At 50.9% G+C, this 14,886-nt stretch carries 13 protein-coding genes; 4 read left to right on the top strand and 9 right to left on the bottom strand.

The window, feature by feature from the left end; all coding sequences use genetic code 11:
• Positions 1-8 precede the first annotated feature (8 nt).
• Positions 9-755 carry a GntR family transcriptional regulator gene (locus tag NA197_RS03925; RefSeq protein WP_000434062.1) on the top strand — a complete coding sequence of 249 codons (747 nt, stop codon included), beginning with the start codon at positions 9-11 and terminating at the stop codon, positions 753-755.
• Here the strand turns inward: NA197_RS03925 and NA197_RS03920 are convergent.
• Genes NA197_RS03920 through NA197_RS03910 form a run of 3 tightly spaced genes read right to left on the bottom strand, consistent with a single transcriptional unit; the run spans position 729 to position 3,963 of the window.
• Positions 729-1,694: a PfkB family carbohydrate kinase gene (locus NA197_RS03920; RefSeq protein ID WP_064042963.1), complete on the bottom strand. Its 966-nt coding sequence runs from the start codon at positions 1,692-1,694 to the stop codon at positions 729-731. The genes NA197_RS03925 and NA197_RS03920 overlap by 27 nt on opposite strands.
• Positions 1,691-2,695 carry an ADP-ribosylglycohydrolase family protein gene (locus tag NA197_RS03915; RefSeq protein ID WP_000642793.1) on the bottom strand — a complete coding sequence of 335 codons (1,005 nt, stop codon included), beginning with the start codon at positions 2,693-2,695 and terminating at the stop codon, positions 1,691-1,693. The genes NA197_RS03920 and NA197_RS03915 overlap by 4 nt, the downstream gene beginning before the upstream one ends.
• Positions 2,692-3,963, bottom strand: a complete 1,272-nt coding sequence (locus tag NA197_RS03910) for a nucleoside permease (RefSeq protein WP_438796677.1) — start codon at positions 3,961-3,963, stop codon at positions 2,692-2,694. The genes NA197_RS03915 and NA197_RS03910 overlap by 4 nt, the downstream gene beginning before the upstream one ends.
• Positions 3,964-4,216: 253 nt before the next feature.
• Between NA197_RS03910 and fbaB the strand changes: the two genes are divergently transcribed.
• Positions 4,217-5,269, top strand: coding sequence for a class I fructose-bisphosphate aldolase (gene fbaB, locus NA197_RS03905; protein ID WP_000129590.1), 1,053 nt, complete (start codon positions 4,217-4,219; stop codon positions 5,267-5,269).
• Between the two features lie 52 nt (positions 5,270-5,321).
• Here fbaB and yegS read toward each other — a convergent pair whose 3' ends face one another.
• Complete coding sequence (gene yegS, locus NA197_RS03900; RefSeq protein WP_001273393.1) at positions 5,322-6,221, bottom strand: lipid kinase YegS; 900 nt, start codon at positions 6,219-6,221, stop codon at positions 5,322-5,324.
• 564 nt (positions 6,222-6,785) lie between these two features.
• Here yegS and steD point away from each other — a divergent pair.
• Entirely contained in the window at positions 6,786-7,121 is a 336-nt protein-coding gene (steD, locus tag NA197_RS03895; RefSeq protein ID WP_001581073.1) for a type III secretion system effector SteD, read from the top strand.
• A gap of 121 nt (positions 7,122-7,242) precedes the next feature.
• Entirely contained in the window at positions 7,243-7,659 is a 417-nt protein-coding gene (locus NA197_RS03890) for a CesT family type III secretion system chaperone (protein ID WP_001581072.1), read from the top strand.
• A 35-nt stretch (positions 7,660-7,694) separates the two neighbouring features.
• Here NA197_RS03890 and sseK2 read toward each other — a convergent pair whose 3' ends face one another.
• The 5 genes from sseK2 to NA197_RS03865 all read right to left on the bottom strand — a co-directional run bounded on the left by sseK2 (position 7,695) and on the right by NA197_RS03865 (position 14,709).
• Entirely contained in the window at positions 7,695-8,741 is a 1,047-nt protein-coding gene (gene sseK2, locus NA197_RS03885; RefSeq protein ID WP_077950656.1) for a type III secretion system effector arginine glycosyltransferase SseK2, read from the bottom strand.
• 450 nt (positions 8,742-9,191) lie between these two features.
• A complete protein-coding gene (gene trhP / locus NA197_RS03880; protein WP_064042970.1) occupies positions 9,192-10,553 on the bottom strand; it encodes a prephenate-dependent tRNA uridine(34) hydroxylase TrhP in 1,362 nt (453 codons plus the stop codon).
• Positions 10,554-10,668: 115 nt separating this feature from the next.
• On the bottom strand, positions 10,669-12,780 hold the full coding sequence (locus NA197_RS03875; protein WP_064042961.1) for a DUF4034 domain-containing protein: 2,112 nt from the start codon (positions 12,778-12,780) through the stop codon (positions 10,669-10,671).
• 10 nt (positions 12,781-12,790) lie between these two features.
• A complete protein-coding gene (locus tag NA197_RS03870) occupies positions 12,791-13,507 on the bottom strand; it encodes a DUF1266 domain-containing protein (RefSeq protein WP_000498587.1) in 717 nt (238 codons plus the stop codon).
• Positions 13,507-14,709: a cytoplasmic protein gene (locus tag NA197_RS03865; RefSeq protein ID WP_064042959.1), complete on the bottom strand. Its 1,203-nt coding sequence runs from the start codon at positions 14,707-14,709 to the stop codon at positions 13,507-13,509. Before NA197_RS03865 ends, NA197_RS03870 begins: the two co-directional genes overlap by 1 nt.
• Positions 14,710-14,886 lie beyond the last annotated feature (177 nt).

Below are 14,886 nucleotides of genomic sequence, written 5' to 3'. Positions count from 1 at the left end.
AAAGATAAATGGAACAAGCGCATACCCGGCTCATCGCGCAACTGAATGAACGAATTTCAGCGGCGGATAATACGCCGCTATACATGAAATTCGCCCAGACGGTAAAGGATGCCGTGCGCAGCGGTATTCTTGAGCACGGTAATATTTTGCCTGGCGAACGCGATCTCAGCCAGCTTACCGGCGTCTCGCGCATCACGGTACGAAAAGCGATGCAGGCGCTGGAAGAAGAGGGTGTCGTCACGCGCGCCCGCGGCTACGGTACGCAAATCAATAATATCTTTGAATATTCCCTGAAAGAGGCGCGGGGATTTTCTCAGCAGGTTGTCTTGCGCGGCAAAAAACCGGATACGCTATGGGTTAACAAACGCGTGGTAAGTTGTCCGGATGAGGTCGCGCAGCACCTGGCGATCCCCGCAGGCAGCGACGTCTTTTTACTCAAACGCATTCGTTATGTTGATGAGGACGCGGTATCGATTGAAGAGTCCTGGGTGCCCGCGCATCTGATTCATGATGTCGACGCGATTGGTATTTCTCTGTATGACTATTTTCGTCGCCAGCACATTTACCCTCAGCGTACCCGATCTCGCGTCAGCGCCCGGATGCCGGATGATGAGTTTCAGTCGCATATTCAAATGGATGGTAAAGTGCCGGTGCTGGTGATTAAGCAGGTGGCGCTCGATCAGCAGCAGCGGCCTATTGAATACAGCATCAGTTATTGTCGTAGCGACCTATACGTTTTTGTGTGCGAGGAGTAGCGCCTCGCGCGTGGGCGCGCAGTCGCCGCCGCGATGCCCGACCACCCAGCTCGCCACCGCATTTCCCAGCAGTACGGCATCCGCGAGCGACCAGCCTGACGCCAGTCCTGCCAGCACGCCGCCAGCATGGCTGTCGCCCGCGCCGATGGTATCCACCACGGTTGCCGGAAACGCTGGCACAACGCCGGAAGATTGCGCGCTAAAATACCACGCTCCGTCTTTATCGTGGCGCACCACCAGCGGCGCGGAAAAGCGGTTTACCCATGCTTCGCCGAAAGTGCGCGTATCGGTCGCAAGCCCGGCGCGTTCCGCAGCGATGATGGCTTCCTGGCGATTGAGGGAGACGATGGGCCGGCAGGCCATAATGCGCGCCATTGCATCTTCTGTAATATCGCCGATTCGTGGGCCAAAATCGATAAAAGGCGTTACATCGTCGACGGTTTCCAGCCACTGGATCAGTGGTTCGCCACAGGACGAGGCCAGTTGATAGCCGGACAGGTAGACAAGACTGCCCCGCGGTGTCCTGAGCTGCGACAGCCAGTCCGCATTCCACTGGTTTTCCACGCCGCTAAAAGACGTAAACGTGCGTTCGCCATCCGGTTCGACTAACGCCAGACACCAGCCGTTATCTCCTTCAACCGCGTCAATCACGCTGGATAATCCCTCTTTTGCCAGACGGCGGCGAATCCTCTCCGCCCACACGCCCTGGCCCAGCGGCAGCGCATTGCTGGCGTCAATCCCCAGTCGTTTCAATGCCACGGCAATATTCAGCGCACAGCCGCCGACATTGACGCTCTGTTGTTGCAGTTCAATATCGCCTCCGCGACGCGGCAACGTCCAGGCGTCGGCAATGATATCGATCACTGCCGCGCCGATAACGGTGAGCGGACGCCGGGTATGCAGGGTCGGTAATAATGTCAGCAACCGTGCGCCGTTCATAGTGCCTCCCGCCGTTGACGATAACTCGCCAGCGCAACGGCATAGCGCGCAAAATCCAGCTGATTAACCTCGTCCAGCGTTTGCTTTAACTGGGGGTTAATGGCGCTTACCCCGTGCAACGCGCCGCAAATGGCGGTAGCCATCGCACCGATAGTGTCGGTATCGCCGCCGAGGTTAGCGCACAGCACGGCACAGCGGTTAGGATCGGTATTCGCCAGCTCCACCATGGCGATAGCGCAAGGAACCGATTCAATGGTGCTGGTTCCCGCGCCGATGATCTGATAGAGCTGTTCGCTGGCAGATTCGACGCCGTCGGCGTGGCGGACAATGTTTAGCGCCAGTTCCAGACGTGCCGATAGCGAGGCGCTAAACGTGGTAATACGCGCTGTCTGCGCCTGATGGGCGACGGCGGGGAGCGAGTCGGCAATACTTTGCCACGTGTCGCCGTTAACCGCTCGCGAGACGGCCCAGGCGACAACCACGGCGCCAGCCACCGCCAGATCGGATTTATGCGTCGGGCTGGAGGCTAACGCTACTTCTGCTATAAAGGCTGTCAGGTTAGTTGGCGGCAACAGGCAGCCCAACGGCGAAACGCGCATGGCCGCGCCGTTAGTCACGCCGTTATTTTCCAGCGCCGCGATGGGTTTGCCGTCGCGAATCGCATTCAGCGCAATTTTTGACGTCGGGCCGAGTACATTTTTATTGAACGCATCAAAGCGTTCCGCCCAGGCGAGGATGTTACGTCCAATAATCTCGGGATCAATGTTGCCTTCGCATTCGAGTAGCGCGTCGGCCAGGCAGAGCGCCATTGCGGTATCGTCCGTAAACTCCGCGCGGTTAAAATAGCAGGCGGCATTATTTTCTTTTGGGCCGGGCAGAAAGCGGTCAATCCAGCCGAAATGCGCTTTGACGCGCGTTCTCGGCCACAGCTCAGAGGGCATTCCCATCGCATCCCCTAACGCTTGCCCGTAAAGAGCACCGAGAATACGTTCTGCTTTCATTTTACTTCCCCTTGTGTCAACGCAATATCGCGATCGTCAATAGCAGTGATCTCTTTGTCCGATTCGCGAAAGAAAATCATAAACAGTAGCGCGATGACGGCAATCATCACTGCGCCAAACGTCCACATGCCCGCCCAGTTGAATGTCAGACCGTTAACCGGTTGCGGATAAGCAAACATTTTTTCCATCATCACGCCGCCGAGACGATAGCCCAGCAGGCTGCCGAATCCCTGACAGCAGAGGGTGATAAGCCCTTGCGCAGCGGTACGCATATGAACCGGCGCTTTTTTATCGACATAAATGTAGGCGGTGACGTAGTAGAAATCGTAACTTACGCCGTGCAGCAAAATACCGAGGAACAGCAGGGCGTAAGTGAAGTACGTTTCCGCGCCGCCATAGACAAAAAAGCCGTAGCGGATCGCAGCGGTAACAAGACCAAGTAATAATACCTTTTTAATACCAAAGCGCTTAGTGAAAAAGGGCAGCGCCAGCATAAAGAAGATTTCAGAGAACTGGCCGAGCGTCATCCAGCCGGTGGCGTTCTTCATTCCCACTTCCGTCAGATAGCCGTTAGCGAAGATGTAGTAGAAGGCCAGCGGCATCGCAAACAGGAAGGAACAGAAGAAGAAAACGAGAAAGTTTTTATCGCGCAGCAGGATCAGCGCATCCAGCCCCAGCATCACTTTAATATCCATCTTGCCGGTGCTTTTTGGCGGCGTGTCTGGCAGACAGAACGCAAAGACGCCCAGCAACGCTGAACTTGCGGCGGTTATTAGCAGTGGAATGTTGGTGGGAGAAATATCGTTATAGCCTAACATTTGCGGCAGGAATCCACAGGCGAGGCCGGAGGCTATCCACCCAATGGTACCCATAACGCGAATGCGTGGAAAATCGCGTTCAACGTCCGGTACGTTAGCGAAGGCAATGCTGTTTGTCAGCGCGATGGTCGGCATATAGGTCAGTGAATAGGCCAGAAGCAGCGGAAAGGATCCGGCAAAGGTGGTTTGCTGCGCCGCGAAATACATCAGCACGGCGCCTGCAAACATCAGTACTGCCAGGACTTTTTGCGCCGAGAAAAAACGGTCGGTAACGGAGCCGACCAGAATCGGCGACAGGATCGCCGCAATGGCGGTACAGGCATAAGACCAGCCTATTTCACCGGCGGAAAACCCGCTTTTATTTAGCCATAGCCACAGGGGGACGAACCAGGCGCCCCAGATAAACCACTCCACGAACATCATGAACGACAGTTTAAAGGTCGTTTTCATTTTTGAATCCTTCATGACAGGTAAGGTACGCCATGACAATACCATTTAATAATACCTTTTAAATACCATTGAGCATTAATTTTGACCGATCTAACACTTTTTCTGACGTGAATCGAGTCAGCAGATAGCGCCGAAAAAATGCGCTAAAGTTGGCAAAAATAGTCGGTCAGTACCAGGCTTATTGCGACCCGCAATCTGCGGGGCAGGACTATTCACCTTCCGATACCCTATCGGAACTTACGGGAGCATAGCTATGACTGATATTGCGCAGTTGCTTGGCAAAGACGCCGACAGCCTTTTACAGCATCGTTGTATGACCATTCCTTCCGATCAGCTTTATCTACCCGGCAAGGATTACGTTGACCGGGTGATGATTGACAATAATCGTCCACCAGCCGTTCTGCGTAATATGCAGACGCTCTATAATACTGGACGCCTGGCGGGAACAGGATACCTTTCGATACTGCCCGTCGATCAGGGAGTGGAGCACTCCGCCGGCGCCTCTTTTGCGGCCAACCCGCGCTACTTTGACCCAAAAAACATTGTTGAATTGGCGATTGAGGCCGGCTGTAACTGCGTGGCCTCTACCTACGGCGTACTGGCCTCGGTTTCACGGCGCTATGCGCACCGTATTCCGTTTTTGGTCAAACTGAATCACAACGAAACATTGAGCTATCCGACAGAGTACGATCAGACCCTGTACGCCAGCGTTGAGCAGGCGTTCAATATGGGCGCCGTGGCGGTAGGCGCGACGATCTATTTCGGTTCGGAACAGTCTCGTCGCCAGATTGAAGAGATCTCCGCCGCTTTTGAGCGTGCGCATGAGCTGGGTATGGTGACCGTATTGTGGGCTTACCTGCGTAATTCTTCCTTTAAAAAAGACGGCGTTGATTACCATGTATCCGCTGACCTGACGGGGCAAGCCAACCATCTGGCCGCTACGATTGGCGCGGATATTGTGAAACAGAAAATGGCCGAGAATAATGGCGGTTATAAAGCGGTCAACTTCGGCTATACCGACGATCGCGTGTACAGCAAACTGACCAGCGATAACCCGATTGATTTGGTACGTTACCAGTTGGCGAACTGCTATATGGGACGCGCCGGGCTTATCAACTCCGGCGGCGCGGACGGCGGCGATACTGATCTCGGCGACGCGGTTCGTACCGCGGTGATCAACAAACGAGCCGGTGGAATGGGGCTAATTCTGGGACGTAAAGCCTTTAAGAAATCGATGGCTGACGGAGTGAAGTTGATTAACGCCGTACAGGATGTCTATCTGGATAGCAAAGTCACCATCGCCTGAGTTTAACGAAGAAAAGCCGGATGTGAGCGCATCCGGCCAGCGACAGATGTTATTAACGTAGCAACGGGCAGTCTGGCGGCAGCCGACAGCGTAATGCGCCTGGCAGCACCTCAATATGAAATTCTTGTCCGCTGAGTGGTTCGCCATCCAGATTAAACGTGATTTCATGCGGCGCATGAATATCAAACCACGCCGAGGCGCCGTCAATAATATTCGGATTGTCATCTGACTGCGTGAGCGTGGAAAACAGCGCCGGAAGTAGCTCTTCGCCGGTAAAAATTCGCAGCTGTAACAGCCCGTCGTTAATCAGCGCGGTGGGACATAATTGCTGCCCGCCGCCGGCCTGACGACCGTTGCCGATGCCGATCACCAGCGCATCTCCCTGCCAGTGAAAGTTTTCGCCACGTATTTCGCAGCGGTCAGGGGTCAGCGTATCCATTCTCATCAGACCGTGAATAAGATAGGAGACGCCGCCCAACGCGGCTTTAAGTTTTTCCGGTGTTTCAGTGGTAATGCGGGTGCCAAAACCGCCCGTCGCCATATTGATAAAACAGGTTTTATCATTGACCCTGGCCATATCAATTTCCATCGCGTTTCCGGCAATCGCCAGTTTCAGCGCTTTGTCCAGCGCTTCAGGAATACCGGCGCTGGTGGCAAAATCGTTGGCAGTGCCGAGCGGCAAAAGGCCCAGTGCAGGGGCTACGCCGTCGCGGATCTGGATGAGCGCGGTCGACACTTCATTAATGGTACCGTCTCCGCCGCCGGCAATCACCGTTTCAACGCCCAGTCTACGGGCTTCATCAACGTAACGCTGCGCGTCGCCTTTTTCCCAGGTTACCCGAACGTGAATCTGTATACCTTCGTCGCGAAGTAGAGTAATGGCCTCACGTAGCGGCTGGTTATCAGCGCTTTTGCCATTGAGGATCAGTAAGCTGGCGGGAAAGTTAGCCATCCGTTATGCCTTAATAGGTTGAACAACAATCTCCAGAAAGTGTATAGCAGAAATGAAAAAGCGAGGTCAGAACAGGATGAAAATTGAAATGTTGCGCACTTATTGCTTTACCGTTTTTCTTCCTGCTGTACGCAGCGGTAAGCGAAGCATGGTTTAAGGCAAATGGCGACAAGAGAGATGCCGGTATGCGCATTGAGTAGCGCTTGTGAGAGTGCAAGGAAATCACAAGGGGTAGTCAGACGCTTTCCGATATAGCGCCTTTGATAACGAAACGGAGAATTAACAAGACGAACATACGTCAGTTATCAGTATTAATTTCAAACTTCATAATATCAGATAAAAACCTGATATTTATTACCAAACATACTTTTTAATAGCATAAAATCGAAATGTTCTTTAGACTGCTTTGGCAGGAACAAGGCGCACTATTAGCAGTACACTATTCTTGTTATCAAATAAAACCTATTTAGATGATGACTTAGCGCGGTGTCTTATAGTCGTACCGTTGCCTGAGGTATCGCTTTTTTCATAAACATAAACAGGCATGTGCATGAAGAGGTTTATATGAATGTCACTTCGGGCGTGAATGCGCAAACGCCATTGCTCCCCCCTTCTGAACGGTGTAATGAAGAAAGTCCGGCAGCTGAAATCGTTGAGTTTAACGCTTACGGCAATAAACCCAGATGTTTAATATGCGTGGGAACCACGGCATTGTTTACAGGTATTTTCAGTGGGGTATGCTCAGGGGCTGTCGCCAGTGTCAGTAGTGGTGCTGCATATACTACCGCTCTGACGGTTTTAGGCGCATCGTTTGGCATGGGGGGAATTGGTATGATGGGAATATGCGCCGGACTATACCTTAGCGCAAATGGCGTCAGAACCCGGCCAGCCTGGCCATAAATGAGCAAACACAGCAAGTCATAGGGAAAAGACGAATTCTGACGATGACACGGGGTGTTAAGCGTCCAGACCAGAGGCTTATGGCTTATATAGAAACTCTTTAAATAGAGTATGGGGTGTTATGTATTCAAGAGCCGATCGCTTATTAAGACAGTTTTCACTAAAATTAAATGCCGATTCAATTGTCTTTGACGAAAACAGATTATGCTCATTTATTATAGATAACCGTTACCGTATCTTACTAACAAGCACTAACAGCGAGTATATAATGATATACGGTTTTTGCGGAAGACCTCCGGATAATAATAATCTTGCTTTTGAATTTCTCAATGCTAATTTATGGTTTGCAGAGAATAATGGACCACATTTGTGTTATGATAATAACTCCCAATCATTATTACTGGCTCTCAACTTCTCACTCAATGAAAGTTCTGTAGAGAAACTTGAATGTGAAATTGAGGTAGTTATTAGATCAATGGAGAATCTGTATCACATTTTACAGGATAAAGGAATAAATTTGGATACCGATTATACGTGACGGTGGGAAGGGTGAGTAAAACAAGGCTATCATGATTACCTCCAAGAACTGGCAGTTAAACTGCTTGTGTTCATAATGATATTTTCGTGTTTAAATTCAATGAAATCGCAAAATGCGTTATAATCTTGTATATGAGAACCGTCAAAATAATGCCTCAACCCTTTACTGAGCCAATCATTATAGGGATCGCCATAAGGTTTACTGTGCATAATTTCGAGTCCTTTTATTAATGCTGGATGCTCGCTGCGGTTAACAGCAATAATTCCATTTTCAAGGCTAACATGATTATCTTTACGACTTACATGGATAGCGATACCATCAGGTAAATACAAAGTACCGAGTTTATCAGTAAGTAACATATCTGCATCAAGATATATGCACCCACCGCCTGGTTGCAGATGATGACAACCAGGTTTACCAGCTTCCAGAAAGGCATCGCTTCCTTTTAGCAGGAAAAGATTTCTGTAGAAGTCAAACCATAAGTGACCTTTGTCTTTATTATGAGATGAAATAAGCGTTTCCTCCGGATTGTTTTTCAAGAAATCTTCCAGGCTTTTTTTTACCCCGTTAAGCAAGACCTCATCTCGTTCACTTGCTGACTGAGCTTCCAGTTTGGTGATGTTTTCTAAATAAATCGTCGTTAACTTTTTATCATACATGCTATAATTAAGGTCAGAATTATAAATAACCTTTATGTTTCTATAATTTTGTTCCAATTTTGCCAATGCTTTTCTTTGTCCCTTGCTAAAATCGCCATCAACGAAAATACCAATAATTCTTTCTTTTTCTATTATAGCAGCATTGATAATATTATTAAGATAAGGGTTTTTCTGCGTATTGATAATGGGAATTTCGTTTTGACCAAATCTATCTGGATTGCGTTCAAACCACTGAAAAACGAGCGGCGTTTGGTGATCTAGTGGTAATAGAGGATAATCAACCCCAGCAAAACTTACATGGCCTGATGAGGGTGGACTGAGCGTAGGTGCGATGGTTTGAGTATTACTTTGACATGAAATCAAACCTCTAATCCGGGAAAACATTATTTTAATCCTTGTAAAAGCGGCATTAAAACGTGCCATAACTTTACACGCTTAAATTATCAGTTTTTAACCTTAATTTAATAACCTGGAAACTTTTTGTGTAAGTTCTCACAAAGCAGTTATTGATTTAATTCACTGATGTTAAACGTAAACGTCAGAATGCTAAGTCCTGAGTCTGACCGGATGCGGGGAGGATTGTGACTTGCTGGCTGGCCATGAATAGGGGAGGTCTGTAAACCTAAGCGCCCATTTGCGCTTTGGTTAGTGTGGTCAATTTTGGATATGGCGGGAAGTACCACTTTTTTATTGATTATACGCAAAAAATAAGCCTGCGTAAGGGAGATTACGCAGGCCAAGGAGGTGGTTCCTGGTACAGCTAGCATTTATGGGTTATGTTTTTCAGCGCGTTGAATAATACCCGCATTGAGCGAAGCGGTATGTGATCAATTTCTAAGAATCTTCCCGCCATGAAAAAATAACCGCAATTAACTACTTAGCATGGGGGTTACGCGTTGATTCGCCTGAGAAATTACGCATCAATAGTGCGTAATCCAGCGTAACGTCCTGCGGGACGGGCATCCAGATGGTATAGCCATCGCCAGGCGCCACCGGCATAGCGTCGCCTTTGGCGTTCTCCATCTGTTCCAGGGTGAAATTGATATTTCCCTGCGGTGTCATCAGCTCCAGACTATCGCCAACGGAGAATTTATTTTTCACCGCCACGGCCGCCAGTTGGCCTTTACGCTCGCCGGTGAACTCGCCGACAAATTGCTGGCGTTCGGAAACGGAGTACCCGTACTCGTAATTCTGGTAATCGTCGTGCGTATGGCGACGCAGGAAACCTTCGGTATAGCCGCGATGAGCCAGACCTTCCAACGTTTCCAGCAGCGTAGGGTCGAAGGGTTTACCCGCGGCGGCGTCGTCGATGGCCTTACGGTAGACCTGCGCGGTACGGGCGCAGTAATAAAAGGATTTGGTGCGACCTTCGATTTTCAGCGAGTGGACGCCCATTTTTGTCAGGCGCTCCACGTGGGCGATAGCGCGCAAATCTTTTGAGTTCATGATATAGGTGCCATGCTCGTCTTCGAACGCGGTCATGTATTCGCCCGGTCTTTGGGCCTCTTCTATCATAAATACTTTATCCGTCGGCGCGCCGATACCGAGCGTCGGCTCAACGTTCTGTACCGGAATCGGTTCGTGCTTATGCACGATGTTGCCGACAACGTCTTCTTTTCCTTCCTGCACGTTATATTCCCAACGGCAGGCATTGGTGCAGGTGCCCTGATTCGGATCGCGTTTATTGATGTAGCCGGAAAGCAGGCAGCGGCCGGAATAGGCCATGCATAGCGCGCCGTGGACGAAAATTTCTATTTCCATATCCGGCACCTGCTGGCGAATTTCCTCAATCTCTTCCAGCGACAGCTCGCGGGAGAGAATCACACGGGTCAGCCCCATCTGCTGCCAGAATTTTACCGTCGCCCAGTTTACGGCGTTAGCCTGTACCGACAGGTGAATCGGCATTGCCGGGAAGTGCTCGCGTACCAGCATAATCAACCCTGGATCGGACATGATCAGCGCATCCGGGCCCATCTCGACGACGGGTTTCAGGTCACGGATAAAGGTTTTGAGCTTGGCGTTATGCGGGGCGATGTTCACCACCACGTAGAATTTTTTTCCGAGCGCGTGGGCTTCGTTGATGCCAAGCTGCAAATTTTCGTGATTGAATTCGTTATTACGCACGCGTAAAGAGTAGCGCGGTTGGCCCGCATAGACGGCATCGGCACCGTAAGCGAAAGCGTAACGCATATTTTTCAGCGTTCCCGCCGGCGAAAGAAGTTCTGGTTTAAACATCATTTTCTCGTTCTGATGACAGGTCAGATCCGCCTCACCTGATGAGGCGGCTTGAGGAGAGTCCTCACTTTAAGGGCGGGCATTGTAGCGCCGTGGGAGAGGGGAGTAAACCACCTTACACCATTGAGTTGACCTGTCCCGGCAGCTCTGAATTCGGGATACGGACGGTATACCAGGCGAAACGGAAGCGTTTCCAGAAAGAATCGAAATGCAGGTGGTCCAGGCAGTCCATAACGATTTCATTATCCGGGTAAAGCGTGAAGGCAAAATGCGCCCAGCGTGCGCTTAGCTTCATATTAAACAGTGTTCGATCGTGTTTATTACCATGCAGGCGCGATAGGGTCACCATAGCGTGTAGCGTGCCTTTGTTGGCTTCTTGTTGCACCAGTTCCAGATGCTTATGCGCCAGCGTAATATCCTTCACTTCAAAAATATTCAGCAGGAACAAGCCCCAGGCCTCTTTATGCCCGTACTGATGCGCCAGCCAGAGATTATCGAGCAGTTCTTTTTCATAAGCGGAACGTTTTTCGGTATCAGGTTCTTGTTTACTCAGACGCTGGTTGCAGATGCCAATGCTGAAATGAATATTTTGCAGGTCATTTTCATAGTCGGTATAGCCTCCGTTATCTATTAATTTGTACGGGGTGCTCTCGCGCAGCGCTAACTGCCGGTGCAAAATCTCCGCCGCGCGCTGAAAATACCCTAACGCGATGGCAGGATCGTAAGGTAGTAGGCCGTTGTTCTCTTTATTATTGTGTTCAAGGCCCAGCAAGTTTAGCGCGGCGGGTATATTTCTTTGTGCGCCCAGCTCTGCCAGCGGCACGAAATGTTCCGGGAGCCCGAACCAGTCGAAATTTTTAATCGCCGCCCGCCAGTTATGGTTATATTGAATGTCGGCGACGCTATCGAGCCAGGCGAGGCCTTGCGCCTCATCCTTTTCGAAACCCAATAGCCCGGCGTACTGAAAGTAGCCACGACGGATTTTCGGCACTGCGAATTCCGTTTGCTGCGCATTGTGACAGAGAAAATTATACATCCACCAGGTGTCAGGAAAATCGCGCAGGGCGAACTTTATCGTGTCATCAGAGAAGTAATTGTTGAGCTTAACTTTTTCCGCGATCGAACGCTGAAGGGTTCGCCAGAGCGCGTCATTATCGTCCAGATCGCTATAGCAGACCCGCAGCCACTTCAGCGCGTTGTGGCGAGATTCCTGGATATGCGCTCGCAGGCTAATCTCTTCGGCTTTGGCGATAATGCGTTCCTGTTCTGCCGGGGAGTCAACCTCTTTGATGCGCAGATCGCGGTGATCGTCCCACCAGATCAATAGCTCCAGATGTTCACGTTCTGCGGCAGAAAGGTGATCGCATACGCTTGATTCCAGAAATTCGCGGATTTCCTCGTGAGACCCTCCCCAGCGCGGCATACGAAACGGGATATATTCATCCAGCACGTAAAATGCCGTCGGGAAAATAGCCAGGCAGACGGCGAGCCAGTATTTTTGCCCGGCATCGTCATTGCACTCCGGCAGCACGGACGGGCGCGGCAAATTTGGGCAAACCGCGTCGGCAAACGACAGCCCGGAATGGGCCATCAGCGCATCCACCTCCTGCGGTGAATGGCGATGATATTCAGCCAGATCTTCCATTAATGGCTGCCCGGCAACATCCGCGCCCTCGAGGAACTCAACCAGCCAGTCGGGCTGGCCGAAGACTTTTGAGTTGGTGCTGGTCAGGGCCGCCGCCATCCACTGGCGCGGTTCACAGTCGATAGCATTGAGCACGGCGATGACCATCCGTTCGTTGCAGGCGGCGGCGCAGATCCACATCGCTCGGGTGGTTTCTCTCGCCCAGCCATAGCTGCGATACAGCCACGCACGGTGATTCCAGTATTGCGCCTCGGCAAGCCAGGCGTGAGTGGAGCGGGGACGAGCGCGCTGCCAGTTTTTGATCAGCGCTAATCCTTGCGGCCCAGCCTCAACCAGCGTGTCCATATCGTAAAAAGGGTTGTCCATTTGATTCCAGGCGAAGAAATAGCGCTTTTCCGCTTCGCGGCTGGTAAAGCTCTCCGTCAGCGCCTGGTTGTAGCGTTCGTCCAGTTCGTCATAGCGTTCTTCGCGCAGTAGGCCGGGAATATCGGCGATATGCCATTCGCGTTGCCCGTCATTGAGGGGATTTTTGTGGTTGCACATCTCAAACATAGCGTTGAGCAGACGATCATCCTGTTCCATAAATAGTCCTTTAAATCGGCTCGAAAATTTTGAATTCATTCCACGGCAGTTGTCGCCAGCGGCTGACAGGGTCTTGCAGATAATGGGTGGCTTCCTGTAAATCCCGTCCGGCAAGCGCTGTTGGCGTGTCACGTAGCGTGAGCCATACCCGGCGAGCGCGAACGTAGGCGGTGGCGTAATCCTCCCAGGAATCAAAACAGTCCTGAGCGCGCTGGGCGTTGAGCAATAGCACCAGCCAGGCCTCGTTTTCGTTACACCAGCCGAGCCCGGCGATACAGCGGGTCAGAAAGGCGGTGCGCATACAGTCGAAGGCCAGCGCGTCGCGGACCTGGCCCTGGGCCGCCAGATGATGATAAAACGTGCGCGGCGAGCTGCCGATGCCCGCAGGCCAGCGGCGTAAGATATCCTCAACCTTGTGGCGTAACGCCGCGCCGTCGAGGTTTTCGCTCAAGCCCAGCTCTTTTTTTACCTGCTGTGCCAGATAGCGGCGTTTGTCATCGTCAAGTTTGAAGACCAGCTCAACGCCTTTGATCGGTAGCCCGTTGCGCCGGGCGAGGATATCAGCTAGCGCCAGCGCCCATTGCCGCCGTCGGGTATCGCGACGCAGATCCTTCAGGCGATCTTTTTCTTTCTCCTCGGCGATACGGGCCGCAATCAGCGGTTTGTTTTTTTTGTAGTTGCGCCAGCTAAAAAATAGGGCGGCAATAATAAGAACAATCCAGAACATTAGCGCTCCTCCCCGGTTGCAGAAAGATAGCGCGTGGTTTGTAGCGTCAGGCTTTCAATTTCGAAAGGTTTGCTACTGGTGTTTTTCCCGGCAAGCGTAGGGTGCCATTCATGTCGTGGAAACAGCATTTCCGCAGCCGTCGCCACGTTAGGATCAACAACCTGAAGGTAGCGCAGTGCCTCCGGGGCGCTGTGCAGCAGCAGCCACTGTAAAGCTACCGGGGGAGTGGGGAAGTGTTCCATTAAATGAAAATTGTCATGCAACACATTGAGCAGAAAATTGAGGTCATGAATATGAGTAATAAATTTCCAATCTGAATATTCCGGCGTCGATTCATAAACTATTCCCATCCCTTCGCAATCAGCGTGGCGCTCAGGAAGTGGTTGCAGATGGCGTAACAGAGATAAAACATCGTTAGCATATTTCTTAATAGGATGGCGATTTTGCTTACCTTTAATCTGATCAATGCTCAGGCCGTTATTACCCACCACCAGGCTTATTGTGACGTGGGGAATATTATTGCCGTCGCGCAGGCTGAACAGGCGAAGTTTTTGTTGTTCAATTTGTCGGGCGTAGTAATCGCCGTAGCCGCCGGAAAGCGCGCCTTTATTATCAAAATCTCCGACGCAGTGTTGCATATGCCAGGATTCATACGCCATTTCACTGCGCAGGCCGGGGTTTGTCGCATCAAGCTCAACCAGTACACCGTTATTCACCGCCATCACCGGTTTTAGCGCCTCGCTGTTGGAGGGATACCAACCTTGTTCACGCAGGCGCTGCATTTTTTGATGCTCCGCTTCGCGCATTGCCAGCACGGTAAAGCAGTTGATGCGCTGTAGTTTAGTTTCCAGCCGCGTTCCTTCCTGACGCGAAAGAAATTCCACTAAATCTCTTTCCATTGCCACAAGTTGCGGGTGCTGAACGTTAAGGTAGTAAAAGCGCTCATCGCCACCCAGCTTTGGCGCCAGCCAGGCGGGGATTTCTGCATCAGCGCTAAAATAAACGGCATAATCGGCGACGGAGCGCACAGGATAAACATGAGGAAAGTCACCAATGATCCAACGATAAAAATGATTGCTTAACCAGCGCTGGATATTTTCGCTGTCGCCGCGTTGTTGGCTCCGGGAAAAAATAGACGATTTTACATTTGGCGCATTTATTACATTGCGTGGTTTATAGCGGTGAGATGACGTTTCTGTCATAAAAATCCATGTATAATTAAGCTGGTATTATGTTTATGTATTTTTAGATTCACTTAATGAATTAATGCGCAATAAGTTTAAAAAACTACTCACAGTATATCGGTAAACTAAAAAGAGCGGCCAAATAATTTATTGTCCCCGATCGCGTTCGTCATAGTTTTCGGGATACAGCTCGGC

The organism is Salmonella sp. NW884, from assembly GCF_051700745.1.
Lineage (GTDB): Bacteria > Pseudomonadota > Gammaproteobacteria > Enterobacterales > Enterobacteriaceae > Salmonella > Salmonella enterica.
The sequence above is the reverse complement of the archived record's forward strand: the minus strand, read 5'-3'. Positions and strand labels throughout refer to the sequence as shown.